Genomic DNA, 25,330 nt, shown 5'->3' with positions numbered 1-25,330 from the left:
TATCGTTATACACATCTTTTGGCCATTTTTTGAACAGGATGCTCAGAACCCCGTGAATTAAGGCATTCAAGCCATCCCATTGGCTTTTTGAGGTTCAAAATGCCACTCTGAGATAAACCCGTAACTCATTGATTAAACAGTGCGTTAGAAAGATGTGTATAACGATATGACATTAACCGCCTCTGCGGCCTTAACGTATGTGTAGCCGTGGTCGACAACCAGCTTTGCGGCTTCGAGCTTAAATTCCGCCGTAAAATGTTTACCCATGAGGTCACCTGTCGTGTTGATGAGGTGAGCATATCACCTCCGCTCAGGTGGCCAGTATCAGTGTGCCACTACAGGTGCCCCATGGCGTTATTTACCTGAGCGATACGGCCCATGGAAAACCGTTTATAACCGCTTTAACCGATGGTCAAAATCGGGATTCATTAACATTATTTTCAATAAGTTACTTTCATCACTTGATGCCCATGGCCTCGTGGACTGGTCAGCGACTGCGCTGGATGGTAGCAATATCAGGGCTCTGAAATGTGCTGCCGGTGCTCAAAAAAACATCCCGATATCACCGGAGATAATGGGCTGGGTCGCTCTCGAGGTGGTTTTGGCACCAAAATCCATATGGCTACAGACGGAAGTGGTCTTCCGTTAAACATCGTGTTGAGCCCCGGTCAGGCTCATGAAAGTCAGTTTGCACTACGTCTTTTGGACGGTATTGGTGTTCAACGCCAGAACGGCAGTATGAAACGCCGTGGTCATGCGGTACTCGCTGACAAGGCGTACTCCGGGCATGTATTACGTAACGAGCGGAAAAACAGAGGTATAAAAACTGTCATCCCCCGAAAATCCACTGAAAAAATGGCGGTGGATGGTCGTTCAAAGCTCGATCGTGACGCCTACCGCAATCGGAACGTTGTTGAGCGGTGCTTTGGCCGTCTGAAAGAATACCGTCGCATTGCGACACGTTACGACAAAACGGCGAGGAATTATCTGGCAATGTTGAAACTGGGCTGCATCCGCCTGTTTTACCAGAGGTTATGTAATTAAGGGACACAGCTTAATATCCGTGTCCATGGCTTTCAGGCGATCTCCCGTCGTTGCGTAATCTTTTTGCAATGAGTCGAGATAGTAGTTGGCTGTCATACCAACAGCACAACCGGCACCACCACCAATAGCTGCGCCGATCAAAGCATCTTTACTATTGCCTTTTAGGGAGCCAGCCAGAGCGCCAAGACCAGCCCCAGCCAGAGCACCGAGACCACAGCCTTGTGCGCCCGAAGCGCTAAAGAATTTCGATTGCTCACCACTTGTTAATCGCGCATCTGGTTTGGTGCCTGCTAACAGAGAACTTCCCGTGTTGGCACAACCGCTAAGAACCAGCGTTGTGGATACAAGAAGGCAAGCTGCACTACGACTAATAATATTCATCTGTGTTTCGTCCTTAAATAATCAAATAGAGCAAGCGAAGAAAGGAGCGTACCGTGGCTTTGTTGAATAAACAGATTTTATGCTACCAGCCCAGTAAAACGATTGTTTCCAGCAACGTAAAATCATGCAGTTAAGCATCATGAGAAAACGGAATGCCTGAGGTGATAAGCATTTTCTACCAAAATGGGCATAGTAAAACAGCACGATTCCCTATTATTCAACAAAGCCGCGTACCGTCATAAATTTCATTTGCGCGAAGATTTATCTAATGAGGAACGGCTTTATTTGGACGCTTTTATAAAGGCCAATTTTTCGTCGTCACAGAATAAATCACTCCAAATTGAGATCTTTTAATAATTTCATTTGGTTTTCGCAGATCTCAATATTTTAGTTTTGGTCGTTTTTTGCACACTTAACATTCATGTATAAATGTGTTAGGAATTTATATATTGTTTCATGAATGATTGTCACCAGATTTGATCGCTATCATTTAAAATATTAGAGACCTTTAGAATTGAAGTTATGCCCATTCCCACTAGAGGACATTTTTCGCTTTTCGAACCTTGCGTCAAGGGAGGAATATTGGATGGTATTTGGTTTGAGAGAAACAGAAAAGGGCAATGCTCACAATCAACAAAAAAGCCACCTCGCAAGAAGTGGCTTAATCATCTGATTTATCAGCTAAATTTTGGTGGCCCCTGTTGGGTTTGAACCAACGACCAAGCGATTATGAGTCGCCTGCTCTAACCACTGAGCTAAGGGGCCATGTGGGCGTGAATTATACGGTAACATGGCGGGGCAGGTCTAGAGCAACGTTGCCCGTATGCTGGTTTTGTATGCAGCCTAAATAACTGTTCCGAATAGTAGATCACCTGAAGGGAACTCAGTCCGAGTAGAGCGATCTGATCAATCGATAAAGATCCCAAATCATCAACCGGACTGAGCGATGTCGAGCATAGCACCGATACCCCGTAACGAACGACGCCTGATGAAGAAAACTCTCCATAAAACGCGTGACAAGAATCACGCCCGCAGGCTGACCGACATCCTGATGTTGCACCGGGGCGAGCGCGTGAGCGATGTCGCCAGAATGCTTTGCTGCGCCCGTTCGTCAATCGGCAGATGGATTAACTGGCTCACCCTGTACGGCATTGAAGGCCTCAAATCTCTGCGGCCCGGTCGTGGCCGTCGCTGGCCGTTTGAACAGATCTGCGCACTGTTAATCCAGCTCGTAAAGCGTTCCCCTCATGATTTTGGCTATCAGCGTTCGCGCTGGAGCACGGAACTGCTAGCGATAAAAATCAATGAGATAACCGGTTGCCAGTTGCATGCTTCCACGGTGCGCCGTTGGCGGCCTTCTGCCGGTCTGGTGTGGCGACGCGCAGCTCCTACGCTGCGTATCCGCGACCCGCATAAGGAAGAAAAAATGGAGGCCATCGCGATGGCGCTGGAACAATGCAGCGCGGAACATCCCGTCTTTTACGAAGACGAAGTGGATATTCATCTGAATCCCAAAATTGGCGCGGACTGGCAGGTTCGCGGGAAGCAGAAACGCATCGTGACGCCGGGCCAGAACGAGAAATATTATCTGGCGGGTGCATTACACAGCGGGACGGGAAAAGTCAGCGATGTTGGAGGAAACAGTAAAAGTTCGTGTTTGTTTATCAGTATGTTAGAGCATCTGAGAGCAACGTACAGACGGGCAAAAACGCTCACGCTGATAGTTGATAACTACATTATTCACAAAAGCCGGGAGACGCAGCGCTGGCTGGAAGAAAACCCGAAATTCAGGGTTATTTATCAGCCGGTGTACTCACCATGGGTAAATCATGTAGAGCGGTTATGGCAGGCGTTGCATGAAACCATTACCCGCAATCATCAATGCTGTTCAATGTGGCAGTGACTGAACAAGGTTCGCCGCTTCATGGAAACCGTCAGCCCGTTTCCCAGTGGAAAACATGGACAGGCAAAAGTGTAGCGGTATTAGGAACAGCTATTTAGCCCGTTGTTATCGTTATAATTACCATAAAAAAGCCCTCAATGGTGAGGGCTTTTTCCTATTTCCATTTAGATGCTGTTAATCATCCAGGAAACTGCGCAGCACTTCGGAACGACTTGGGTGACGCAGCTTGCGCAGCGCCTTGGCTTCAATCTGACGAATACGTTCACGCGTAACGTCGAACTGTTTGCCCACTTCTTCCAGCGTGTGGTCGGTGTTCATGTCGATACCGAAACGCATACGCAGTACTTTGGCTTCGCGCGCGGTCAGGCCAGCCAGTACATCGTGGGTGGCTGAACGAAGGCTCTCTGACGTTGCAGAGTCCAGCGGCAGTTCCAGCGTGGTGTCCTCGATGAAGTCGCCCAGATGTGAATCTTCATCATCACCGATCTGTGTTTCCATGGAGATCGGCTCTTTGGCGATCTTCAGCACCTTGCGGATCTTGTCTTCCGGCATCAGCATGCGTTCGGCAAGTTCCTCTGGCGTCGGCTCACGCCCCATTTCCTGCAACATCTGACGCGAAATACGGTTCAGCTTGTTAATCGTTTCGATCATGTGAACAGGAATACGGATGGTACGCGCCTGATCGGCGATAGAACGGGTGATCGCCTGACGGATCCACCAGGTGGCATAAGTAGAAAACTTATAGCCACGACGGTATTCAAACTTGTCTACGGCCTTCATCAGACCGATGTTACCTTCCTGAATCAGATCCAGGAATTGCAGACCGCGGTTGGTGTACTTTTTGGCGATAGAAATCACCAGACGCAGGTTCGCCTCGACCATCTCTTTCTTGGCGCGGCGTGCCTTGGCTTCACCGATCGACATGCAACGGTTGATGTCTTTCACCTGCTCGATAGTCAAGCCGGTTTCTTCTTCGATCTGATGCAGTTTCTGCAAGCTGCGCTGCACGTCTTCTTCCACTTCAACCAGCTTCTCGCTCCAGGGCTTGTTCATGGCCTTGGCGGCGGAGAACCAGGTGTCATTGGTTTCGTTACCGGTGAACAGCGTGACGAAGTTTTTCTTCGGCATTTTGCACTGTTCAACGCAGAGTTTCATGATCAAACGCTCTTGCGTGCGAACGCGATCCATCATGGTGCGCATGCTGTTGACCAGGAAATCGAACTGTTTCGGCACCAAACGGAACTGCTTGAAAATGTCCGAGAGCTTCAGGATCTCTTCCGCGGCCTTAGCGTGGTTACGGCCATGGGCTTTGATTGTTTGACGTGTGACTTCGTACTGTTCACGCAGCTCGGTAAATTTCTGACGTGCCAGCTCTGGATCGATGCTGTTGTCTTCTTCTGCATCGTCGTCGTCTTCGCTCTCCTCGTCGTCATCATCGTCCATCTCTTCGCTGGACAATTCAGAGCCGACGTGGGTTGCGGTAGGCGCAAGATCTTCTTCGGCGTTAGGATCGACAAACCCGGTGATCAGATCGGAAAGGCGGCTTTCTTCGGCCTCGACGCGATCGTATTGTTCCAACAGATAAGTGATCGCTTCAGGATATTCGGCAACAGAACACTGAACCTGGTTGATACCGTCTTCGATCCGCTTGGCGATGTCGATTTCACCTTCGCGGGTGAGCAACTCAACGGTGCCCATTTCACGCATGTACATGCGCACCGGGTCGGTAGTACGCCCAATTTCGGACTCTACGCTTGAGAGCACCTGAGCAGCAGCTTCTGCGGCATCTTCATCGGTGTCAGACGTAGTTTCTGCCAACAGCAGGTCATCCGCATCCGGTGCTTCTTCCATCACCTGGATGCCCATGTCATTAATCATCTGGATGATGTCTTCGATCTGATCGGAATCGATGATATCTTCCGGCAGATGGTCATTGACCTCAGCATAGGTCAGGTAGCCTTGCTCCTTACCACGGGTGACAAGTAGCTTCAGCTGTGACTGCGGGTTTTGCTCCATAAGACGGTATCCACACTTCAGAGTATTAGGTTGGTGTCGGTCGGCATAATTATACCGGTCATCTTTCACGATGCAGGTGCCTTTCGCTCGCCTGTTCGTTGAAAGCTATTGGGTATAGCCAACAATAACATTCGGGGTATTTCTTCTTCTCGCCGCAGCCCCTTCTAGCGGCTTTGGCAGGGCTTCACCCTGCTGGTTATCGGCAATTAAGCCTCTGTAATCAGTTCTTTCTTGTAAGCGCCTGGTTCAGCATGTGCACTTCGTTACGTTCTTCTGCGGTCAACCCCCGCAAACGTGACTGTGCTATCAATGATTCCAGCCGCTCCTCTAACATATGGTTATATAGGGTAGTCAAGGTATCGATAAACGTCTCTTCTACCTTGTCCTCAACGATCATGTGGTTCCAGGTTGCCATGGTTTCAAGCTGTGGGCCTGATTTATTCTCCCGGTAAAGCTCCAGAAGCTGCCCCGTTGTCAAACCGGGCTGCGCATGGCACGCTTTCACCAGCTCAATAAACAGTGGCACACCGGCCATCTTCGATGCTGCCAACCCCTCCGGGGCCGTCACCAATGCTGCCAACTGCGGATTTTGTACCAGCAACCCTATTAGTATACGCATAGTTGTGCGTTTTAGTTGGGGCGGCTGGTAAGGCTGCGCCTGTTCTGCCATTTTTGGCAGCAGTTTATCCAGTTGGCGATCGTCAAGAATCCCCAGTTTGTTGCCGAGCTGTTGACGTAGATACAGCCGCAGGGTTTCTCCCGGCACCTGACCAATCAACGGCAATGCATCTCTTCCGAGCTTGGTTCTGCCCTCCGGAGAGCTCATATCCACTTGCTGTTGCAGGGTATCAAACAAGAACGTGGAGAGCGGCAGCGCCTGCTCCATCCTCTGTTCAAACGCTTGTTTACCCTCTTTACGCACCAGAGTATCCGGATCCTCTCCATCAGGGAGAAACATAAAGCGCAACTGGCGACCATCATTCAAATAGGGTAGCGCCGTTTCTAGGGCGCGCCAGGCGGCATCTCGGCCTGCGCGGTCACCGTCATAGCAGCAAATCACCTGATCGGTAACGCGGAACATCATTTGAATATGGTCTGCGGTCGTGGCAGTGCCCAGTGACGCGACGGCATAATCAATACCGAATTGCGCCAGCGCCACCACGTCCATATAACCTTCAACCACAAGAAGACGTTTTAGTTCCGTGTGATTTTGTTGCGCTTCGTAAAGGCCATACAATTGGCGGCCTTTATGAAAAATTTCAGTTTCCGGCGAGTTCAGGTATTTGGGCAATCCGTCTCCCAACACGCGCCCGCCAAAGGCGATAACGCGGCCGCGCTTATCGCGGATCGGGAACATGACGCGCTCACGGAAGCGGTCATAGGTACGTCCTTGCTCATTTTTAACCAGCATCCCCGCATCGCTCAGGGTTTCACGATCTTCATCGTGACGACCAAAGCGCTTTAATACGTTGTCCCACCCGGCAGGAGCGAAGCCAATAGCGAAGTGGCGAATCACTTCGGCACTCAGGCCGCGTTGTGCCAGATAACCTTGGGCGGCGGCTGCCGTTGGCTGGTTTAACGCCTGTTGATAAAACTCGCTCAGTTGCCCCATCAGTTCATACAGGCTTTGACGCTGATGGCGTTCAAGCGCTGTGGTGCCAGTGCCGGATTCATAAGGCACTTCCAGACTGTGCATGGATGCCAATTCTTCGATACTTTCAACGAACTCCAAGCGATCGTAGTTCATTAAAAAATCGATGGCATTGCCGTGCGCGCCGCAGCCGAAGCAATGGTAAAACTGCTTATCACCGTTTACGGTGAAAGACGGGGTTTTCTCATGGTGAAACGGACAGCACGCGTGAAAGTTCTTGCCCTGCTTCTTGAGCTTCACGCGCGCGTCGATCAGATCGACGATATCAGTGCGTGCCAGCAGGTCATTGATAAAGACGCGTGGGATTCGTCCAGCCATAAGCCCTTGTTTTTAATACAAATAAACGATAGCTTATAAACGACAGCAAGCCGCGCTTCCTTTCGGAAAGCACGGCCTTCGTATGCAACTGCTAAGTCTGCGGATTAATCACGCGGTGGAGGCCAAGACTCCAGAAATTAATACAGACGAGTGCGGCGTGCGTTTTCTCGAGCCAGTTTCTTCGCGTGACGTTTCACAGCAGAAGCTTTAGCGCGTTTACGTTCGGTTGTCGGTTTTTCATAGAACTCACGACGACGAACTTCAGCCAGAACACCCGCTTTTTCACAGGAACGTTTGAAGCGACGCAGCGCTACATCGAACGGCTCGTTTTCACGTACTTTAATTACCGGCATGTGCCTCTCACCTTAATAATTCGGTATGTGCTGGCCTTGTGCCAGCCTTTTCAAAATGGTGCGGAATTCTACTGCAAACGTGATGCGCTTGTAAAGCATTGCGGCGATCATAAAACACCCAACGCGCACGCAGAGCAGAAAATCCAAACCGATAATGGTAGACTATCTGTTGTATGAAGCAAGTGGCAAGTGGATGTCGGCTTGCGTGGCAACGAACGTTAGGTAGAACGATGCGCATATTGGGTATTGAAACCTCCTGTGATGAAACCGGGGTGGCGATTTATGACACGGATGCCAGGTTATTGGCTAACCAACTGTACAGCCAAGTAAAACTACATGCTGATTATGGCGGTGTCGTGCCGGAGCTGGCCTCGCGCGATCACGTGCGTAAAACGGTTCCTCTGATTCAGGCAGCCCTGAAAGAGGCGGATTTGTCCGCATCGGACATCGATGGTGTGGCCTACACTGCCGGTCCTGGACTGGTGGGCGCATTGTTGGTCGGTGCAACGGTCGGGCGTGCGCTGGCATTTGCCTGGGGCGTGCCGGCGGTTCCGGTTCACCACATGGAAGGGCATTTGCTGGCCCCGATGCTGGAAGATAATCCGCCGGAATTTCCTTTCGTCGCGCTATTGGTTTCTGGCGGTCACACGCAGTTAATCAGCGTCACTGGCATCGGTGAATACCGGTTGCTGGGAGAATCTGTTGACGATGCCGCTGGTGAAGCCTTTGATAAAACGGCAAAACTGCTGGGACTGGATTACCCGGGAGGCCCGATGTTGTCCAAACTGGCACAGCGTGGCGATGCCTCACGTTTTACCTTTCCTCGCCCGATGACCGACAGACAAGGGCTGGATTTTAGCTTTTCTGGTTTGAAAACCTTTGCCGCCAATACTATTCGCGCCAATGGCAATGATGATCAAACCCGTGCTGATATTGCGCGCGCGTTTGAAGATGCGGTGGTTGATACGTTAGCAATAAAATGTCGTCGAGCGTTGGATGAGACCGGCTTTAAACGTCTGGTGATGGCTGGCGGCGTCAGTGCCAACCGCACGCTGCGTGCTCGCCTGACAGAGATCATGGCTAAACGGGGTGGGGCGGTGTTTTATGCGAGGCCTGAGTTTTGTACCGATAATGGCGCGATGATTGCCTATGCGGGCAGTGTGAGGCTTTTACACAATCAAAGTCAGGAATTGGGCGTGAGCGTGCGTCCACGTTGGCCATTGGCTGAGTTGCCTGCCGTTTGACCCAGCCCCACGCCAGATACCTTCATCTGGCGTGAGTCACTGCGTCAGCAATCTTTGTGGGTCACTACAGTCCTGTTCGAACAGCGTCAAAATGGCGTCGAACAACTGCTTAACGCTAAAGCCGCGTGCTGGCGTGGTGAAAATGGTGTCATCCCCGGCAATGGTGCCCAGAATCCCTTCTGATTTCCCCAGTGAATCCAGCAACCGAGCGATCAATTGCGCAGCACCCGGACTGGTGTGAATAACCACAACAGCATCGTTATAATCGACATCCAGCACCAGATTTTTCAGCGGGCTGGTGGTGGTGGGTACACCCAGTTCTGCGGGTAGGCAATAGACCATCTCCATTTTGGCATTGCGTGTGCGCACTGCGCCAAATTTAGTCAGCATACGTGATACTTTTGATTGGTTTATATTTTCAAAACCGTCGTCTTGTAACGCCAACACGATCTCGCTTTGAGAACTAAACTTCTCTTCCTTTAACAGCGCCTTGAACGCTTTGACCAAATCTTCCTGTTTCGTGGAGTTACGCATTCTGCACCGTGTGTTGTGATCGTTGATGCGTGCATTATGCATTTGGGTGAATTTTTATGCAATATGGGCGCTTAAAGAAGTGACTCGGTAGGGGGCAGTACGATAATTGCGCTAAAATGTTTAAACGACGTAATCGATGAAAAAAAATGAGCATTTAGTTACATAAAAGTGAGTAAAATGTTATAAAAATGAGGTTGTTTACTGGCCACGGTTCGGTGTAATGTAGCCGCCATCGTACTGAACGTGATGCGCGCTGCATTATTTACTCACTTACTTATAACTTTACTTACCTTACAAATCACTCGGCAGATTTTGATTTATTATTAATGACATAGTTTTTTCTTTTCCATGACCTGATATCGAGGTCTCGGCATTGCCGGCATCCGTTCGGTAAGCCGTTTAAACCTCCTGATTTTATTCATGTCTGGCGGTTTATTGCACAAATTCACGGCATTTTTACTTTTACGATAATAAGGAGTTTAGGATGAAAGTTGCAGTTCTCGGAGCAGCAGGCGGTATCGGTCAGGCTCTCGCGCTCCTGCTCAAAACCCAGCTTCCTTCAGGTTCAGAATTATCTCTTTATGACATTGCTCCGGTAACGCCGGGCGTCGCCGTTGATCTGAGCCATATCCCTACAGCAGTATCCATCAAAGGTTTTTGCGGTGAAGACGCCACCCCTGCGCTGGTCGGTGCGGACATCGTTCTGATCTCGGCCGGTGTCGCTCGCAAGCCGGGCATGGACCGTTCCGATCTGTTCAATGTGAATGCGGGGATCGTGCGCAATCTGGTTGAACAGATTGCCCGTACCAGCCCGAAAGCCTGCATTGGTATCATTACCAACCCGGTTAACACGACGGTGGCGATTGCCGCGGAAGTACTGAAAAAAGTCGGTGTGTACGACAAGAACAAGCTGTTCGGCGTAACCACGCTGGATATTATCCGCTCGAATACCTTTGTGGCGGAACTGAAAGGCAAGCTGCCGCAAGAGGTTGAAGTCCCTGTGATTGGCGGGCACTCTGGTGTGACGATCCTTCCCCTGTTGTCACAAATTCCTGGTGTAACGTTCAGCGAGCAGGAAGTGGCGGATCTTACCAAGCGTATCCAGAACGCGGGCACGGAAGTGGTGGAAGCCAAGGCCGGTGGCGGATCGGCAACCCTCTCGATGGGTCAGGCGGCGGCGCGTTTTGGGCTGTCTCTGGTACGTGCTCTGCAAGGCGACGATGGGGTTGTGGAATGCGCCTATGTGGAAGGTGACGGCGAGCATGCCCGTTTCTTCGCACAGCCGCTGTTGCTGGGCAAATCCGGCATCGTTGAACGTAAGTCCATTGGCGCACTGAGCCCGTTTGAAAAACAGGCTCTGGATAACATGTTGGGCACCCTGAGACTGGATATCGAATTGGGCGAATCCTTTGTGAGTGGCTCAGTACGCTGTTAATCGGTGTCTTAACGCCAGATGGTGATAAGCCGGAGAGAAGGTGCTCCGGCTTTTTTATATCAGGATTTTGGGTGAGGATCGTCAGGTCTGATAAATTTTTTCCTATCAATCAGCATGTTACTTTTCGGATCGTAGTAACGGCTGGGCCAGATTTCAGCAGGGTGAATGTTGATTGCCTCGGCGATGAGCCATTCTCCCTTGGGCCAGGGGCGTGATATCGCATTGGCTAGAGTGGAGGAGCTTAATCCCGCTCCTCGTGAGACTGCCGCTAGCGTGGTGCCTTTTTTACGGAGTGCGGCAATGATATCGGCAGGGTGCCAGTCGTGTTTCCTTGCGCTCATAATCTTTCCTTCTTGCTACAAGATAATGGTCCATTGGTGGTATAAATAAAGCTCGTCAGTTAAACGCATGGAATGCGTGAACGGAATTAGGAAAAAATATAGCATTATATTTTCAATAAATCCCTTAACGTCATTCCTAATAAATTAAATTTTGTAATGCATCGCACTATCAGGATGAAAGGCTATGAAAAAAGAGTGGTTCACCACTGCTGAATTGCTGGGGATGGCGGGATTGCCTAAAACACGGCAAGGCGTAAATAAACGTGCTCGGGAAGACGGGTGGGAAAAACGCCGTCATAAAGGGGTTCAAGGGCGCGGCGTTGAATACTCCCTTTATAGCCTGCCAGAGCTGGTGCAGCATTCGCTTTCACTGCAAGAAACCCCCTCATCCTACGCAGTACGTCAGGCCGATATGCTAGCCGTCTGGATTCAGATCTATCAACAGTGCTCTGAGCAAGAAAGAGAGGCGCTGGTCGCGCATATTTTGCGTTACGGTATGGCCTCTGTGTTGTCTCAGTTGCGGATTTCATCGTCAGATGACGCAGCGCCTGATGACCCCTCTGCTACCTGAATCTATACTGATGCCCTATTTTTGCGGATGGTGTACGCCCCGCTTGACTGTCATTTTTTTCCCTTCTTTGTTCAGTTCCCGTTTCAACGTCAGCGCGCGTTTTAGTCCAATATATAACACCTAATCGCTAATTTAATCGGTAACGGTTACGCGTTATTAGAAAATTTATTGTTGTTTTTGTTTTTATTATTGGAAGCCAAGGCGACGGTGTGGATCATCGGCCGTCACCTTGGCGTGCGTTAATGCCGTTTATGGAGGATGTTGCGAATGGAAAAAGCATGGTTGACGCCCCAGGAGCTACTGGGTATAGCAGGTTTGCCAAAATCGAGACAGGGCCTTAACAAACGCGCCAGAGAAGAAGGCTGGGAAAAACGTAAACGAAAAGGGGTGCAAGGGCGGGCCGTTGAATATGCGCGAGAGAGTTTACCGCAGGAGGTGCGCAAACGGCTCCAGATTCGTGAAATGGCGGAAATGTCACCGCCAGCTTATACGACACTTGACAAACCGCTGCTGGCTTCCTGGATTCAGATATTTGAAAAACTCTCGATCAACGAGCAGGAAGCGTTGATCGATTTTGTGCTGCGCGAAGGCGCGATTGCCATGTTGTCAAGCCTCGAGATCGCAAGCGATCCCAACGCATCGACAACATAGCGCACGGACGCATTAATAATCGCGTTGAACGGCAATATGTGCCAGGCCTTCCAGTGCCTCTCGGAAGGCGCTCGGCGGCAGCGCTTGAAGCGAGGAAATCGCTTTATCCGCCTCTTGCTCTGCACGCTGCCGGGTGTATTCCAGCGAGCCGCACTGTTGCATGGCAGCAAGCACCGGTTCCAGAAGATGGCGACCATTGCCCTCTTCGATCGCCTTGCGGATCATCGCACATTGCTCGCTATTGCCGTTGCGCATAGCGTGTAACAGCGGCAGCGTGGGCTTGCCTTCGTTCAGGTCGTCACCGGTATTTTTACCTAAGGTTTTTCCGTCGGAGCTGTAATCCAGCAGATCGTCAATCAGTTGGAATGCCGTGCCGAGATAACGCCCGTATTCCTGTAACGCTTTTTCCTGCTCATCGGTCGCACCCGCCAGAATCCCAGATGCTTGCGCTGCGGCTTCGAAAAGGCGCGCTGTCTTACTGTAGATGACGCGCATGTAACTCTCTTCGGTGATATCCGGATCGTTACAGTTCATCAGTTGCAGCACTTCACCTTCAGCGATGACGTTGACCGCCTCAGACATCAGCGCCAGGACGCGCAGCGAGCCCAGGCTGGTCATCATCTGGAACGCGCGCGTATAGATGAAATCCCCAACCAGTACACTGGCCGCGTTGCCGAAGGCGGCATTGGCAGTTTCCTTGCCACGACGCATATCAGATTCATCCACCACATCATCATGCAGCAGCGTGGCAGTGTGGATAAATTCAATCAATGCTGCGACTGTCACATGTTTATCACCTTCATACGCCAGCGCGCGGGCGGCCAGCACGGCTATCATGGGACGAATACGCTTCCCGCCACCACCGATAATGTAATTGCCAATCTGGTTGATAAGTACAACATCTGAATTGAGTTGTGCCAGAATAACGCCATTGACGTCGTTCATATCATGGGCAGCTAATGCTGTGATCTGTTCTAGATTCATATCTGTGCCAGTGCTTTTTCTGTACGCCGTGGTTAGGGTCGGTTCCATACCGGCTTCAATGGTTATTGTGGACTGATTGTACTTGAAAAATTGCACAGATAAATGGTCGTGAAGAACCTGTACTCTTTTTCTTCAATTCTCTCGAATCTGCACTTGTCATCGGTAGGTTTTTTGCGTAGAATTCGCGCCATATTGTGAATATTTATAGCGTGCTCGAATAATCAATATGAGTACGCGGAAAGTGGAGTTTTATATGTACGCAGTTTTCCAAAGTGGTGGCAAACAACACCGAGTAAGCGAAGGTCAAACCGTTCGCTTGGAAAAGCTTGACATCGCAACTGGTGAAGCTGTTGAATTTGACCAGGTTCTGATGGTTGCTGATGGTGAAGAAATCAAAATCGGCGTTCCTTTCGTCGATGGTGGCAAGATCAAGGCAGAAGTTGTTGCCCATGGTCGCGGTGAGAAAGTAACGATCGTTAAATTCCGTCGCCGTAAACACTACCGTAAGCAAGCGGGCCATCGTCAGTGGTTCACTGACGTGAAAATTACTGGCATCAGCGCTTAAGACTTAGGAGAGCGGATTAAATGGCACACAAAAAAGCTGGCGGCTCGACTCGTAACGGCCGAGATTCCAACGCACAACGCCTGGGCGTAAAACGTTTCGGCGGTGAAAGTGTTCTAGCTGGCAACATCATCGTTCGTCAACGTGGTACTAAATTCCACGCTGGCACCAAGGTAGGTTGCGGTAAAGACCACACTCTGTTTGCTTTGGCTGACGGTAAAGTTCAGTTTGAAATTAAAGGCCCTAAAAACCGTAAATACATCAGCATCGTTGCTGAGTAATTTTTCGCGTCGGGTCTGACAGATATAAAGCCCCGCAATTCGTTGCGGGGCTTTTTACATTTCCATATCCTTTCACCACCCGCAATAAACTGAGAGAACCATGCAGACGAAACAGCAGGCTGGCATCGGGCTGAGCCTGGCCTTGACGACGGCAGTATGCTGGGGTGCACTACCCATTGCCATGAAGCAGGTGCTTGTTGTCATGGAACCCTATACCGTGGTGTGGTATCGGTTTTTTATGGCCTCGATCGGGCTTGGGATCATTCTTTTCTCTCGTGGTCAGCTACCGCCGTTGCGTCTTTTTCGCCATCGGCGCTGGTGGGTGTTGCTGTTGATTGCCACTGGCGGGTTGCTGGGTAACTTTGTGCTGTTCAGCTCCTCACTCAAGTTTTTAAGCCCGACCACATCGCAAGTGATTGGACAACTTTCCCCGGTGGGAATGATGTTCGCCAGCGTGCTTATTCTGAAAGAGAAAATGCGTGGCACTCAGATTATCGGTGCCATCATGTTGCTGTGCGGTATGTTGCTGTTTTTCAACGCCAGTCTGATCGAGATTTTTACCCGACTGACGGATTACACCCTTGGCGTGTTGTTGGGAATGGGTGCCGCCACGGTGTGGGTGAGTTACGGCGTGGCACAAAAAGTATTGCTGCGCCGCTTGTCCTCACAACAGATTTTACTGCTGCTGTATGTTCTGTGCGTATTGTGTATTACGCCGTGGGCGCAACCTGAGACCATCTTTCAACTGACCCGCTGGCAGTTGATTTGTCTGCTTTTTTGCGGTTTGAATACACTGGTTGGTTATGGTGCATTGGCTGAATCGATGGCGCGCTGGCAGGCGGCCCAGGTGAGTGCCATTATTACATTGACGCCGCTGTTCACGCTGTTGTTCTCTGACCTGCTGGCAATCCTGTGGCCGCTCTATTTTGCCACACCGGCGTTGAATCTTGTTGGTTATATCGGGGCGTTTGTGGTGGTATCCGGGGCCATGTTTTCCGCGATTGGGCACCGTTTTTTTCCGGGAAGAAAACGCGATAATGTCATACCGGTGCCAAAGTAACGCGTGTTAGCCTGACGCCATCGATGGTTGTGTGCGCTGTTTATTTTTAATACAGATGAAATCAACGCGGGAAGCGGGTACAATGCCGCTCCCTTGCGAGGCTGGTTCTGTTAAGTTCCGTTTTTTGCATGATGCGCGGCGATCATTCACGCGCTATGCCATGAAAGCATCACGCCAAAGAGCACCGACAATGTCCTGATGCATGGCGTCTGATGATCGGTGATCTCTATAGGTTGTTGCGGAGAGAGTGAATGAAGTTTGTAGATGAAGCTACCATTCTGGTGGTAGCTGGTGACGGCGGTAATGGCTGTGTTAGCTTCCGTCGTGAAAAATATATCCCCAATGGTGGTCCGGACGGCGGCGACGGCGGCGACGGCGGTGACGTTTATCTGTTGGCGGATGAGAGCCTGAATACGCTGATCGATTTTCGCTTTGAGAAATCTTATCGCGCAGAGCGCGGTCAGAACGGGCAAAGCCGTGATTGCACCGGCAAGCGTGGTAAAGATATCACCATCAAGGTGCCGATTGGTACGCGTGTGCTGGACGAAAGCACCGGAGAGGTGCTGGGTGATATGACGCGCCACGAGCAGCGTTTGATGGTGGCGAAAGGCGGCTGGCACGGACTGGGTAATACCCGTTTCAAATCGTCGGTTAACCGCGCACCGCGCCAGAAAACCAGCGGTACAGCAGGCGAAGAGCGTTCTCTGATGCTGGAATTGTTGCTGCTGGCGGATGTCGGGATGCTGGGACTGCCGAATGCCGGTAAATCGACGTTTATCCGCTCGGTGTCCGCCGCTAAGCCCAAGGTGGCGGATTATCCCTTCACCACACTGGTGCCTAGCCTGGGTGTGGTGCGCATGGACAGCGAGAAAAGCTTCGTCGTGGCCGATATTCCTGGGTTGATCGAAGGTGCTTCCGAAGGTGCTGGTCTGGGGATTCGTTTTCTCAAACATCTGGAACGCTGTCGCGTGCTGTTGCACCTGATCGACCTTGCGCCGATCGACGAATCCGATCCGGTAGAAAATGCCAAAGTGATCGTCAATGAGTTGCAGCAATACAGCGCTTCTCTGGCAGAAAAACCGCGTTGGTTGGTGTTCAACAAGGTCGATCTGATCGAGAAAGAAGATGCTGAACAGCGTGCCAAAGCGATTGCGGAAGCATTAGGTTGGGAAGGTAAATACTACCTGATTTCTGCTGCCAACAGTTCTGGCGTCAACGCACTGTGCTGGGATGTGATGAACTTCCTGGAAACACAGCCGAAAGCCATGGCCATCGAAGAGAAAGGGCCTGAAAAAGTTGAGTTCATGTGGGATGACTATCATCGTGAACAGCTGGCGGCGGTGGAAAATGAAGCCGAAGAAGAGTGGGATGACGACTGGGACGAAGATGACGACGAAGGCGTCGAGATCATCTACCAGAAATAATTCTCGGGCCGCGATCCTCCTGTGACGGAGGAAATGTACCTAAAACGGTCATTTCCCACCTCCGTCTTTCGCCTAGGATGACAAAGAGTTAAGTGAATTTATCTGCCGTCTGGGCACGATCCCTCCTGGGGATCGTGCTTTTTTTATCTCAATTGTTCTGATAAAGATCTTTGTACAGACGACTTTCAAAGCGCGCCAGTGGTACACGGCGGGCGCGCTGATCTTCAGGTGGCACCGCATATCCAGATAGGAATTGCACGAAAGCCATGCGCTGGCCGCTGGCCGTGGTGATAAAGCCCGCGAGGTTATACACCCCTTGCAGTGCACCGGTTTTCGCAGAAACCTTGCCGTCAACGCCGGCTTCATGTAATCCGGCACGGTACTGTAAGGTACCGTTGTAACCTGCCAAAGGCAGCATCTCGATGAACTTCAATTCGTTATCGTGCTGGGCAATGTATTGCAGCGCCTGCATCATGGTGGCGGGTGAAATCAGGTTATGGCGCGACAGTCCTGAGCCGTCAACGACAATGCTGTTATCCAGATTAACGCCCGCTTTTTGTCGCAGTACCTGACGCACCGCATCGGCTCCGGCGCGCCAGGTGCCTGGCACGCTGAAGCGTTCATGTCCGATGGTGCGAAAAACGGTATCTGCAATCATGTTGTCGGATTTTTTCAGCATGATAGTGAGAAGGTCATGCAGCGGTGCGGATTGTGTCTGAGCTAGTACGGTACCCGCGGGGCTTGATAGTGTCTGACGGCGTAAGCTGCCTGTGATACGGATATCTTCTTGTAAAAGCTCATCTTTAACAATGGCACCAGCATAGCTGGCACCATCCTGAATAGCGAAAGCCAACGGTAACGGTTCGGCACGTTGCATCAGACAGCCGGTCAGTGTGAAACGGTTTAATTCGCCCAGTACCACGTCCAGCTCGCAATATTGCCCATCAGATGAGCCTTTGGCTAGCGTACGCACTTCACTGAACATCTGGACCGGGTAGTAAGAAGCAACGCGAATAAATGCGTTGTCGCCCGCTTTAGGCGCGCTGTAGAGGGAGACGGAAAAGCAGTTGCGATCGACAATGGCTGCGCCCGGCGGTGCGCTAAAGCACTGTGTCATATCGTTCCACGGCCAGCCCGGCGCTTTGTCATGACTGGCGAACACTGAGGTATCGATGATCACATCACCGGCGATACTTTGTACGCCGCGTTTTTTCAATTCGGCGATCATATTCGGATCTGTTGGCGCTTGAGTGTAGGATCGCCACTGAAACGCACTACCAAATTACCGTTCAATTTTCCGCCACTTACTGCACCATGACTTTCCAGTGTGGTCACGAAACGGTAATCTGGGCCTAGCTGTAGCAAAGCGGCTAACGCCGTCAACACTTTCTGGGTACTGGCGGGTAATGCCATTTGTTCACTGTTGTAAGCCACTGCGGGACCACTGGCACCTATTTTCTGTGCCAAGAACGCCAAATTAGCGCCATCCGGCAGGTATTGAATGTGATCGTTAATGCTTGCTGCGTGAGCGGGTAACACAGCGCTCTGTAGCACAACCGCGCAGGCAAGTCCGGAAAAAGTCGATAAAAAACGCATAATCTCAGCTTACAACAGGGTAACGTGGGGTCATACTACGGCGCAATGCGGTCTAAAGTAAACGATGACCCTTATGGAACTCTGGGTTAAAATACGTATCAAAATGCAAAATCGCTCCTGACCTGAAACCTTGTTCCGGGTCAGGTTACTTTTGTTTATCGCCAGGGAGCGCTGGCATACCGTCTGTCGCATCGTTCGTTGAAGCGTCAGGATGACGATAATGAACGTCTTACAAGTTTCTTAGAGGTTTGAAGATATGAAACAATTTCCTATGACATTGCGTGGTGCAGAAAAGCTACGTGAAGAGCTAGAATTCTTGAAAGGCACTCTCCGTCCGGAAATCATTGCGGCGATTGCTGAGGCTCGTGAACACGGTGATTTGAAAGAGAACGCTGAGTACCATGCGGCGCGCGAACAGCAGGGTTTTTGCGAAGGCCGGATTCAGGAAATCGAAGCCAAGTTGTCCAATGCGCAAGTGATTGATGTGACAAAGATGCCAGCCAGTGGGCGCGTCATTTTTGGTGCAACGGTGTCCGTGATGAACCTGGATACAGAAGAAGAACAGACCTATCGCATCGTGGGTGATGATGAAGCGGATTTCAAACAAAACCTGATTTCTGTGAATTCGCCGATTGCCCGTGGGCTGATTGGCAAAGAGCAGGATGATGTCGTGACCATCAGAACGCCCGGTGGTCTGGTCGAGTATGAGATCCTGAAGGTTCAATATCTGTAATTTCGCCGATTAAATCGGCAAATTGTGTAAAGAAAAGCAAAAGGCCGCATGCGGCCTTTTCTCTAACGAACGGGCATGGCACCTTTTCGTTAATGTGAAACACGGTGATATAATTGGTTACTTGGGTAACACAATTTTACGTTCTTTCGACGGGCTATACAGAACCAGCGTATGGCCGATAACCTGAACGTTGCAGGCACCGGTTTCGCGGATAATGGCTTCAACAATCAATGCCTTAGTATCCCGATCTTCAGTTGCAATTTTAACTTTGATCAGCTCATGATGTTCTAGCGATTGTTCAATTTCGGCCAGAACACCTTCGGTAAGGCCACTGTTACCCAGCATAACCACTGGTTTTAGCGGGTGAGCCAAGCCTTTCAGGTGCTGTTTTTGTTTGTTGCTTAGATTCATGTGTCTTTTTTACTTAGGTTGGGATTGAAAACGGGTCATTCTAACGCCATCTCACCATTATAACCAATTTGGTGACGTTGATGGGCCGATCTTTAGCGGCGTCGTTGAGCAATACCAGTTGTAAATGGCACGTTGATGTTTTATAGCGAGTAGGTTGTACATGACAAGTTGGTTGTACATAACAAAAAGTTGGAAAGCCGATGGCAAATAAAAAGCGTTCTGCAAGCTCCAGTCGCTGGTTGCAGGAACACTTTAGCGATAAATATGTACAGCAGGCGCAGAAAAAAGGGCTACGCTCCCGCGCTTGGTTTAAACTGGATGAAATACAGCGCACTGACAAACTGTTTAAACCGGGCATGACTGTGGTGGATCTGGGCGCTGCGCCTGGTGGATGGTCTCAATACGTGGTGACGCAGATCGGCAATGCGGGCAGGATCATCGCGTGCGATATTTTACCAATGGATCCCATCGTTGGTGTCGATTTCCTTCAAGGCGATTTCCGTGATGAATTAGTGCTTAGCGCCTTGATGGAGCGGGTAGGGGATAATAAAGTTCAGGTTGTGATGTCAGACATGGCACCCAACATGAGCGGGACCCCCGCCGTGGATATTCCAAGAGCCATGTATCTGGTTGAGTTGGCGTTGGAAATGTGTCGGGATGTTCTGGCACCGGGCGGAAGTTTTCTGGTGAAGGTCTTTCAGGGAGATGGCTTTGATGAATACCTGCGACAAATTCGCTCTCTGTTCACAACAGTGAAGATTCGTAAGCCTGATGCTTCGCGTGCTCGTTCTCGTGAAGTGTACATTGTAGCGACAGGGCGAAAACTGTAGTACCCTAACGCTGTTTTTTAACACAGTTGTAATATGAGGTTAATCCATTGAGTGACATGGCTAAAAACCTGATTCTCTGGCTCGTCATCGCAGTGGTGCTGATGTCCGTATTCCAGAGCTTTGGGCCCAGCGAGTCAAATGGCCGCCGGGTGGACTATTCTACCTTCTTGACAGAGGTGAATCAGGAGCAGGTCCGTGAAACACGTATTAACGGGCGTGAGATTAACGTTACAAGAAAAGATGGCAACCGCTACACCACCTTCATTCCTGTTAACGATCCCAAGCTACTGGATAACCTGCTGACCAAGAATGTGAAAGTGGTTGGTGAACCGCCGGAAGAGCCTAGCCTGCTGGCATCGATCTTTATCTCCTGGTTCCCGATGCTATTGCTGATTGGCGTCTGGATTTTCTTCATGCGTCAGATGCAAGGCGGTGGCGGTAAAGGCGCCATGTCCTTTGGCAAAAGCAAAGCGCGCATGCTGACCGAAGATCAAATTAAAACCACGTTTGCTGACGTCGCTGGCTGTGATGAAGCCAAAGAAGAAGTGAGCGAACTGGTGGAATACCTGCGTGAGCCTAGCCGCTTCCAGAAACTGGGCGGTAAAATTCCGAAAGGCATCCTGATGGTAGGGCCGCCGGGAACAGGTAAGACCCTGCTTGCCAAGGCGATTGCCGGCGAAGCGAAGGTGCCATTCTTCACCATTTCCGGTTCTGACTTTGTTGAAATGTTCGTGGGTGTCGGTGCATCTCGTGTACGTGACATGTTCGAGCAGGCGAAAAAAGCCGCGCCTTGTATCATCTTCATTGATGAAATCGATGCCGTCGGTCGCCAACGTGGTGCGGGTCTGGGCGGTGGTCATGATGAACGTGAACAAACCCTGAACCAGATGCTGGTTGAGATGGATGGTTTTGAAGGCAATGAAGGCATTATCGTGATTGCCGCCACCAACCGTCCTGACGTGCTTGACCCTGCATTGCTGCGTCCGGGCCGTTTTGACCGTCAGGTAGTGGTTGGTCTGCCGGATATTCGTGGTCGTGAGCAGATCCTGAAAGTGCACATGCGTCGCGTTCCCTTGGCGACGGATATGGATGCCTCGGTGATTGCGCGCGGTACGCCAGGCTTCTCCGGTGCCGATCTGGCAAACCTGGTGAACGAAGCGGCACTGTTCGCTGCACGCGGTAACAAACGCGTGGTTTCCATGGTGGAGTTCGAGAAAGCCAAAGACAAGATCATGATGGGTGCAGAACGCCGCTCTATGGTCATGACGGAAGCGCAGAAAGAGTCTACCGCTTATCACGAAGCGGGCCATGCGATTATTGGTCGTCTGGTGCCGGAGCACGATCCGGTGCACAAAGTTACCATTATTCCGCGCGGTCGTGCGCTGGGTGTGACTTTCTTCTTGCCCGAAGGCGACGCGATCAGCGCCAGCCGTCAGAAGCTGGAGAGCCAAATTTCTACGCTGTACGGCGGTCGTCTGGCGGAAGAGATTATCTATGGTGCAGAAAAGGTATCCACCGGTGCCTCGAACGACATCAAAGTGGCAACGTCTATTGCGCGTAACATGGTAACGCAGTGGGGCTTCTCGGAAAAACTGGGGCCGTTGCTGTACGCAGAAGAAGATGGCGAAGTGTTTCTGGGCCGTTCTGTTGCCAAGGCCAAACACATGTCTGACGAAACGGCGCGCATTATCGATCAGGAAGTCAAATCGCTGATTGAGCGTAACTACGTGCGGGCACGTGAACTGTTGATGGCGAATATGGACGTGCTGCATTCGATGAAGGATGCGCTGATGAAGTACGAAACTATCGATGCGCCGCAAATTGATGATTTGATGTCACGCCGTGACGTGCACCCGCCAGCGGGATGGGAAAGCGCACCGGCCAGCAACAATGAACCGGGCAACGGTGGCGGTACGCCGACCGCAGCACAGCCAAGCTGATAAGCGATAAGTGCAGCCCACAGCGTGCACAGTGTTGTCCGGTCATAGCGCTGTTGACCCCCTCTTTTAAAACCCTGGCTTGCCAGGGTTTTTCTTTATTGATAAACCGGCTGTTAAAGGAAGAAGGTGATGAAACTAATTGCCCGTGATGCCATTTTGGATCTCACTCATCCTCAAGTGATGGGGATTCTAAACGTTACGCCGGATTCATTTTCCGACGGCGGAAAATACACCGCTCTTGATGAAGCCATCCGCCATGCGCAAGAGATGGTCAACGCGGGGGCCATGCTGATTGATATCGGTGGCGAATCTACCCGTCCCGGTGCAGCGGATGTCAGCGTGCAGGAAGAACTGGATCGCGTTATCCCAGTGGTTGAAGCCTTGGCGGCGCGCTTTGATGCCTGGCTCTCGGTTGACACGTCCAAGCCCGAGGTGATTAGCGCAGCGGCGCAGGCTGGTGCGCATCTGATTAACGATATTCGTTCATTGCAGGAACCGGGCGCACTGGAAGCCGCGGCGGCAACCGGGCTACCGATTTGCCTGATGCATATGCAGGGCCAGCCGAAAACCATGCAGCATAACCCGCACTATGACGATGTGGTGGCCGAGGTAAACGCCTATTTCCAACAGCAGATCGCACGTTGCGCCGAGGTTGGCATTGAAAAAGATCGCCTGCTGCTGGATCCCGGGTTCGGGTTCGGTAAGAATTTGTCGCATAATTATCGCCTCCTGGCACATTTGCAGGAGTTGCATCATTTTGGTTTACCGCTGCTGGTTGGGATGTCGAGAAAATCCATGGTGGGACAGCTACTTAATGTTCCTCCGCTCCAGCGCGTACATGGTAGCGTCGCCTGTGCGGTCATTGCTGCCATGCAGGGCGCGCATATTATTCGCGTACACGATGTAAAAGCGACGGTTGACGCGATGCGAGTTGTCGAAGCCACGTTGGCAGAGAAGGAATAATAACGAATGAGTAACCGCAAATATTTTGGTACGGATGGTGTGCGTGGCAAAGTGGGCGAGACGCCCATCACCCCGGATTTCGTGTTAAAACTTGGTTGGGCAGCCGGTAAGGTGCTGGCGAGCCACGGATCGCGCAAAATTATTATCGGAAAAGACACGCGTATTTCTGGCTATATGCTGGAATCCGCGCTGGAAGCCGGGCTTGCCGCCGCTGGGTTATCGGCTTCATTTACCGGCCCGATGCCGACACCCGCCGTGGCGTATCTGACGCGCACTTTCCGTGCTGAAGCGGGCATTGTTATCTCTGCATCACACAACCCCTACTACGACAATGGCATCAAATTTTTCTCTATCGATGGCACCAAACTGCCGGATGACGTCGAAGAGGCCATCGAAGCGGAGCTGGATAAACCGCTGACCTGCGTAGAATCAGCTGAATTGGGCAAAGCGAATCGAATCGTGGATGCTGCCGGGCGCTACATTGAGTTTTGTAAGAGTACGTTCCCGAATGAACTGAGCCTGAGTGGGTTAAAAATTGTGGTGGATTGCGCCAATGGTGCTACTTACCACATTGCTCCGAGCGTGTTGCGTGAACTTGGCGCAAAAGTGATTGCCATTGGCTGTGAGCCAGACGGCATGAATATCAACAAATCCTGCGGTGCAACAGATGTGCGTCAGCTTCAATCCCGCGTGCTGTCTGAAAAGGCGGACGTTGGTCTGGCGTTTGATGGCGATGGCGATCGGTTGATCATGGTGGATCATGGAGGCAATAAGGTCGATGGCGATCAGATCCTCTATATCATTGCGCGTGAAGGGTTGCGCCAAGGGCAGCTGCGCGGCGGTGCTGTGGGGACGCTGATGAGCAACATGGGCTTGGAACTGGCATTGAAGCAACTGGGTATTCCGTTTGCTCGCGCCAAAGTGGGCGACCGCTATGTGCTGGAAAAAATGCAGGAGAAGGGCTGGCGCATCGGCGCAGAGAACTCCGGGCATGTCATTCTGCTGGATAAAACCACCACGGGTGACGGTATCATTGCTGGCCTTCAGGTGCTGACGGCGATGGTGCGCAACCATATGTCGCTGCACGATCTCTGTAGCGGCATGAAATTGTTCCCGCAGGTGTTGGTCAACGTGCGCTTCACCGGCAGCAGCGATCCGTTGGAAAGCGACGCCGTGAAAAACGTGGTGTCAGAGGTGGAGAAAACGCTGGCGGGACGCGGTCGCGTACTGTTGCGTAAGTCTGGCACAGAGCCTTTGATTCGCGTTATGGTCGAAGGGGAAGATGAAGCTCTGGTTGTCAGCCTTGCCAATCAGATTGCGGATATTGTGAAGGCTGCGCATTAATTTCTCGGGTATTGGGCTGTCTTTGTGGTCTATAAAGGAGACAGCCTCTGTACCCATTGAGGGGTTTAGCCGTTTTTTTCCGCAATCGCATTGATCTTTCTAAAATACACTTGCGTCACCCAGTGGGTTTAGTTAGTATTCAGACCCGCTCTACCAGGGACAAATGCTGTCCGCTGAGCGAGATGTGTGCGGTTTGCCGCGAGAATTTAGCCTCCTCATCTGATGATGGGGAAACAGTTACGGGTACTATCATGTACGAAGCTCTTTTAGTCATTTTCCTGTTGGTTGCATTAGGCCTGGTAGGTCTGATCATGCTGCAACAAGGTAAAGGTGCTGATATGGGTGCCTCGTTCGGAGCTGGGGTGTCTGCGACGCTGTTCGGTTCGAGCGGTTCCGGTAACTTTATGACACGTATGACCGCTGCATTGGCGACGCTGTTTTTCGTCCTCAGTTTGGTCTTAGGGAACATGAGTTCACATCAGAGCAAGGGCGGCAGTGAGTGGGATAATCTAAGCCAACCGGCTCAGCTTGAACAGCCTGCTACGCCAGCAGCACCGGCTGCGGCTGCGAGTGACATTCCCAAGTAACTGAAAGATTTCGGATGCCGAGGTGGTGGAATTGGTAGACACGCTACCTTGAGGTGGTAGTGCCCTATTTGGCTTACGGGTTCAAGTCCCGTCCTCGGTACCAATAATAAGAAAAGACGTCGATTGACGTCTTTTTTTAATTCTTGTATTGCCTGGCCTGCTATAAAGCCTAT

General features: G+C 51.1%; 23 protein-coding genes, 2 tRNA genes and 3 pseudogenes. 17 read left to right on the top strand and 11 right to left on the bottom strand.

Annotation, left to right across the window (positions count from 1 at the left end):
- Positions 1 to 144 precede the first annotated feature (144 nt).
- Positions 145 to 267 (bottom strand): hypothetical protein, encoded by a 123-nt coding sequence (locus ACWWJF_RS02770; RefSeq protein WP_455868630.1) that lies wholly within the window; start codon positions 265 to 267, stop codon positions 145 to 147.
- A 70-nt stretch (positions 268 to 337) separates the two neighbouring features.
- Between ACWWJF_RS02770 and ACWWJF_RS02765 the strand changes: the two are divergent.
- Positions 338 to 1,044: pseudogene (locus tag ACWWJF_RS02765) on the top strand (IS5 family transposase); the annotation flags it as partial.
- Here ACWWJF_RS02765 and ACWWJF_RS02760 read toward each other — a convergent pair.
- Positions 1,033 to 1,425, bottom strand: coding sequence for a hypothetical protein (locus tag ACWWJF_RS02760; RefSeq protein WP_455868629.1), 393 nt, complete (start codon positions 1,423 to 1,425; stop codon positions 1,033 to 1,035). The pseudogene ACWWJF_RS02765 and the gene ACWWJF_RS02760 sit on opposite strands and share 12 nt — an antisense overlap.
- A 689-nt stretch (positions 1,426 to 2,114) precedes the next feature.
- Positions 2,115 to 2,190: transfer RNA gene (locus tag ACWWJF_RS02755), tRNA-Ile, on the bottom strand.
- Between the two features lie 181 nt (positions 2,191 to 2,371).
- Here ACWWJF_RS02755 and ACWWJF_RS02750 point away from each other — a divergent pair.
- A pseudogene (locus ACWWJF_RS02750) lies at positions 2,372 to 3,403 on the top strand (IS630 family transposase).
- Positions 3,404 to 3,502: 99 nt separating this feature from the next.
- Here the strand turns inward: ACWWJF_RS02750 and rpoD are convergent.
- The 3 genes from rpoD to rpsU form a co-directional block, all read right to left on the bottom strand.
- Positions 3,503 to 5,344: an RNA polymerase sigma factor RpoD gene (gene rpoD / locus ACWWJF_RS02745; protein WP_455868628.1), complete on the bottom strand. Its 1,842-nt coding sequence runs from the start codon at positions 5,342 to 5,344 to the stop codon at positions 3,503 to 3,505.
- A 220-nt stretch (positions 5,345 to 5,564) separates the two neighbouring features.
- Positions 5,565 to 7,313 carry a DNA primase gene (dnaG, locus tag ACWWJF_RS02740; protein WP_455868627.1) on the bottom strand — a complete coding sequence of 583 codons (1,749 nt, stop codon included), beginning with the start codon at positions 7,311 to 7,313 and terminating at the stop codon, positions 5,565 to 5,567.
- Between the two features lie 137 nt (positions 7,314 to 7,450).
- Positions 7,451 to 7,666: a 30S ribosomal protein S21 gene (gene rpsU, locus ACWWJF_RS02735; RefSeq protein WP_001144069.1), complete on the bottom strand. Its 216-nt coding sequence runs from the start codon at positions 7,664 to 7,666 to the stop codon at positions 7,451 to 7,453.
- A gap of 230 nt (positions 7,667 to 7,896) precedes the next feature.
- On the opposite strand from rpsU, the gene tsaD reads away from it, so the two are divergent.
- A complete protein-coding gene (tsaD, locus tag ACWWJF_RS02730; protein WP_455868626.1) occupies positions 7,897 to 8,910 on the top strand; it encodes a tRNA (adenosine(37)-N6)-threonylcarbamoyltransferase complex transferase subunit TsaD in 1,014 nt (337 codons plus the stop codon).
- A gap of 36 nt (positions 8,911 to 8,946) precedes the next feature.
- On the opposite strand, the gene argR is transcribed toward tsaD, so the two are convergent.
- Positions 8,947 to 9,444, bottom strand: coding sequence for a transcriptional regulator ArgR (argR, locus tag ACWWJF_RS02725; RefSeq protein WP_455870903.1), 498 nt, complete (start codon positions 9,442 to 9,444; stop codon positions 8,947 to 8,949).
- 484 nt (positions 9,445 to 9,928) lie between these two features.
- Between argR and mdh the strand changes: the two genes are divergently transcribed.
- Entirely contained in the window at positions 9,929 to 10,879 is a 951-nt protein-coding gene (mdh, locus tag ACWWJF_RS02720) for a malate dehydrogenase (protein WP_455868625.1), read from the top strand.
- A 59-nt stretch (positions 10,880 to 10,938) separates the two neighbouring features.
- Here mdh and ACWWJF_RS02715 read toward each other — a convergent pair whose 3' ends face one another.
- On the bottom strand, positions 10,939 to 11,220 hold the full coding sequence (locus ACWWJF_RS02715; RefSeq protein WP_455868624.1) for a helix-turn-helix domain-containing protein: 282 nt from the start codon (positions 11,218 to 11,220) through the stop codon (positions 10,939 to 10,941).
- A 184-nt stretch (positions 11,221 to 11,404) separates the two neighbouring features.
- Between ACWWJF_RS02715 and ACWWJF_RS02710 the strand changes: the two genes are divergently transcribed.
- Together ACWWJF_RS02710 and ACWWJF_RS02705 are read left to right on the top strand one after the other, a co-directional pair.
- On the top strand, positions 11,405 to 11,791 hold the full coding sequence (locus ACWWJF_RS02710; RefSeq protein WP_455868623.1) for a DNA-binding protein: 387 nt from the start codon (positions 11,405 to 11,407) through the stop codon (positions 11,789 to 11,791).
- Positions 11,792 to 12,058: 267 nt separating this feature from the next.
- Positions 12,059 to 12,442 (top strand): DNA-binding protein, encoded by a 384-nt coding sequence (locus ACWWJF_RS02705; RefSeq protein ID WP_455868622.1) that lies wholly within the window; start codon positions 12,059 to 12,061, stop codon positions 12,440 to 12,442.
- Positions 12,443 to 12,454: 12 nt separating this feature from the next.
- Here ACWWJF_RS02705 and ispB read toward each other — a convergent pair whose 3' ends face one another.
- Positions 12,455 to 13,426: an octaprenyl diphosphate synthase gene (gene ispB / locus ACWWJF_RS02700; RefSeq protein WP_455868621.1), complete on the bottom strand. Its 972-nt coding sequence runs from the start codon at positions 13,424 to 13,426 to the stop codon at positions 12,455 to 12,457.
- A 253-nt stretch (positions 13,427 to 13,679) separates the two neighbouring features.
- Between ispB and rplU the strand changes: the two genes are divergently transcribed.
- From rplU to cgtA, 4 genes are all read left to right on the top strand, one after another.
- Positions 13,680 to 13,991 carry a 50S ribosomal protein L21 gene (rplU, locus tag ACWWJF_RS02695; protein WP_455870902.1) on the top strand — a complete coding sequence of 104 codons (312 nt, stop codon included), beginning with the start codon at positions 13,680 to 13,682 and terminating at the stop codon, positions 13,989 to 13,991.
- A gap of 20 nt (positions 13,992 to 14,011) precedes the next feature.
- Positions 14,012 to 14,269, top strand: a complete 258-nt coding sequence (gene rpmA / locus ACWWJF_RS02690) for a 50S ribosomal protein L27 (protein WP_455868620.1) — start codon at positions 14,012 to 14,014, stop codon at positions 14,267 to 14,269.
- Between the two features lie 100 nt (positions 14,270 to 14,369).
- A complete protein-coding gene (locus tag ACWWJF_RS02685; protein WP_455868619.1) occupies positions 14,370 to 15,329 on the top strand; it encodes a DMT family transporter in 960 nt (319 codons plus the stop codon).
- Positions 15,330 to 15,580: 251 nt separating this feature from the next.
- Positions 15,581 to 16,753 (top strand): Obg family GTPase CgtA, encoded by a 1,173-nt coding sequence (cgtA, locus tag ACWWJF_RS02680; protein ID WP_455868618.1) that lies wholly within the window; start codon positions 15,581 to 15,583, stop codon positions 16,751 to 16,753.
- A gap of 148 nt (positions 16,754 to 16,901) precedes the next feature.
- Here the strand turns inward: cgtA and dacB are convergent.
- A pseudogene (gene dacB / locus ACWWJF_RS02675) lies at positions 16,902 to 18,349 on the bottom strand (serine-type D-Ala-D-Ala carboxypeptidase).
- A 256-nt stretch (positions 18,350 to 18,605) separates the two neighbouring features.
- Between dacB and greA the strand changes: the two are divergent.
- Positions 18,606 to 19,082: a transcription elongation factor GreA gene (greA, locus tag ACWWJF_RS02670; protein WP_455868617.1), complete on the top strand. Its 477-nt coding sequence runs from the start codon at positions 18,606 to 18,608 to the stop codon at positions 19,080 to 19,082.
- 117 nt (positions 19,083 to 19,199) lie between these two features.
- Here the strand turns inward: greA and yhbY are convergent, their stop codons facing one another.
- Positions 19,200 to 19,493 (bottom strand): ribosome assembly RNA-binding protein YhbY, encoded by a 294-nt coding sequence (gene yhbY / locus ACWWJF_RS02665; protein WP_455868616.1) that lies wholly within the window; start codon positions 19,491 to 19,493, stop codon positions 19,200 to 19,202.
- A 200-nt stretch (positions 19,494 to 19,693) separates the two neighbouring features.
- On the opposite strand from yhbY, the gene rlmE reads away from it, so the two are divergent.
- The 6 genes from rlmE (at position 19,694) to ACWWJF_RS02635 (ending at position 25,260) form a co-directional block, all read left to right on the top strand.
- Complete coding sequence (gene rlmE / locus ACWWJF_RS02660) at positions 19,694 to 20,323, top strand: 23S rRNA (uridine(2552)-2'-O)-methyltransferase RlmE (RefSeq protein ID WP_264625620.1); 630 nt, start codon at positions 19,694 to 19,696, stop codon at positions 20,321 to 20,323.
- 47 nt (positions 20,324 to 20,370) lie between these two features.
- Positions 20,371 to 22,263: an ATP-dependent zinc metalloprotease FtsH gene (gene ftsH / locus ACWWJF_RS02655; protein ID WP_455868615.1), complete on the top strand. Its 1,893-nt coding sequence runs from the start codon at positions 20,371 to 20,373 to the stop codon at positions 22,261 to 22,263.
- A 129-nt stretch (positions 22,264 to 22,392) separates the two neighbouring features.
- Positions 22,393 to 23,226, top strand: coding sequence for a dihydropteroate synthase (gene folP, locus ACWWJF_RS02650; protein ID WP_455870901.1), 834 nt, complete (start codon positions 22,393 to 22,395; stop codon positions 23,224 to 23,226).
- Between the two features lie 6 nt (positions 23,227 to 23,232).
- A complete protein-coding gene (glmM, locus tag ACWWJF_RS02645; protein ID WP_455868614.1) occupies positions 23,233 to 24,570 on the top strand; it encodes a phosphoglucosamine mutase in 1,338 nt (445 codons plus the stop codon).
- Positions 24,571 to 24,821: 251 nt separating this feature from the next.
- On the top strand, positions 24,822 to 25,157 hold the full coding sequence (gene secG / locus ACWWJF_RS02640; RefSeq protein ID WP_455868613.1) for a preprotein translocase subunit SecG: 336 nt from the start codon (positions 24,822 to 24,824) through the stop codon (positions 25,155 to 25,157).
- Between the two features lie 16 nt (positions 25,158 to 25,173).
- A tRNA-Leu gene (locus ACWWJF_RS02635) sits at positions 25,174 to 25,260 on the top strand.
- Positions 25,261 to 25,330 lie beyond the last annotated feature (70 nt).

This window comes from Symbiopectobacterium sp. Eva_TO (assembly GCF_053848865.1).
This window is presented reverse-complemented; position numbering and strand designations above follow the sequence as displayed.

Excerpts from the sequence above, each read along its gene's own strand:
- ACWWJF_RS02770 (WP_455868630.1), bottom strand. The coding sequence starts at position 267 with ATGGGTAAACATTTTACGGCGGAATTTAAGCTCGAAGCCGCAAAGCTG.
- ACWWJF_RS02760 (WP_455868629.1), bottom strand. The coding sequence starts at position 1,425 with ATGAATATTATTAGTCGTAGTGCAGCTTGCCTTCTTGTATCCACAACG.
- rpoD (WP_455868628.1), bottom strand. The coding sequence starts at position 5,344 with ATGGAGCAAAACCCGCAGTCACAGCTGAAGCTACTTGTCACCCGTGGT.
- dnaG (WP_455868627.1), bottom strand. The coding sequence starts at position 7,313 with ATGGCTGGACGAATCCCACGCGTCTTTATCAATGACCTGCTGGCACGC.
- rpsU (WP_001144069.1), bottom strand. The coding sequence starts at position 7,666 with ATGCCGGTAATTAAAGTACGTGAAAACGAGCCGTTCGATGTAGCGCTG.
- tsaD (WP_455868626.1), top strand. The coding sequence starts at position 7,897 with ATGCGCATATTGGGTATTGAAACCTCCTGTGATGAAACCGGGGTGGCG.
- argR (WP_455870903.1), bottom strand. The coding sequence starts at position 9,444 with ATGCGTAACTCCACGAAACAGGAAGATTTGGTCAAAGCGTTCAAGGCG.
- mdh (WP_455868625.1), top strand. The coding sequence starts at position 9,929 with ATGAAAGTTGCAGTTCTCGGAGCAGCAGGCGGTATCGGTCAGGCTCTC.
- ACWWJF_RS02715 (WP_455868624.1), bottom strand. The coding sequence starts at position 11,220 with ATGAGCGCAAGGAAACACGACTGGCACCCTGCCGATATCATTGCCGCA.
- ACWWJF_RS02710 (WP_455868623.1), top strand. The coding sequence starts at position 11,405 with ATGAAAAAAGAGTGGTTCACCACTGCTGAATTGCTGGGGATGGCGGGA.
- ACWWJF_RS02705 (WP_455868622.1), top strand. The coding sequence starts at position 12,059 with ATGGAAAAAGCATGGTTGACGCCCCAGGAGCTACTGGGTATAGCAGGT.
- ispB (WP_455868621.1), bottom strand. The coding sequence starts at position 13,426 with ATGAATCTAGAACAGATCACAGCATTAGCTGCCCATGATATGAACGAC.
- rplU (WP_455870902.1), top strand. The coding sequence starts at position 13,680 with ATGTACGCAGTTTTCCAAAGTGGTGGCAAACAACACCGAGTAAGCGAA.
- rpmA (WP_455868620.1), top strand. The coding sequence starts at position 14,012 with ATGGCACACAAAAAAGCTGGCGGCTCGACTCGTAACGGCCGAGATTCC.
- ACWWJF_RS02685 (WP_455868619.1), top strand. The coding sequence starts at position 14,370 with ATGCAGACGAAACAGCAGGCTGGCATCGGGCTGAGCCTGGCCTTGACG.
- cgtA (WP_455868618.1), top strand. The coding sequence starts at position 15,581 with ATGAAGTTTGTAGATGAAGCTACCATTCTGGTGGTAGCTGGTGACGGC.
- greA (WP_455868617.1), top strand. The coding sequence starts at position 18,606 with ATGAAACAATTTCCTATGACATTGCGTGGTGCAGAAAAGCTACGTGAA.
- yhbY (WP_455868616.1), bottom strand. The coding sequence starts at position 19,493 with ATGAATCTAAGCAACAAACAAAAACAGCACCTGAAAGGCTTGGCTCAC.
- rlmE (WP_264625620.1), top strand. The coding sequence starts at position 19,694 with ATGGCAAATAAAAAGCGTTCTGCAAGCTCCAGTCGCTGGTTGCAGGAA.
- folP (WP_455870901.1), top strand. The coding sequence starts at position 22,393 with ATGAAACTAATTGCCCGTGATGCCATTTTGGATCTCACTCATCCTCAA.
- glmM (WP_455868614.1), top strand. The coding sequence starts at position 23,233 with ATGAGTAACCGCAAATATTTTGGTACGGATGGTGTGCGTGGCAAAGTG.
- secG (WP_455868613.1), top strand. The coding sequence starts at position 24,822 with ATGTACGAAGCTCTTTTAGTCATTTTCCTGTTGGTTGCATTAGGCCTG.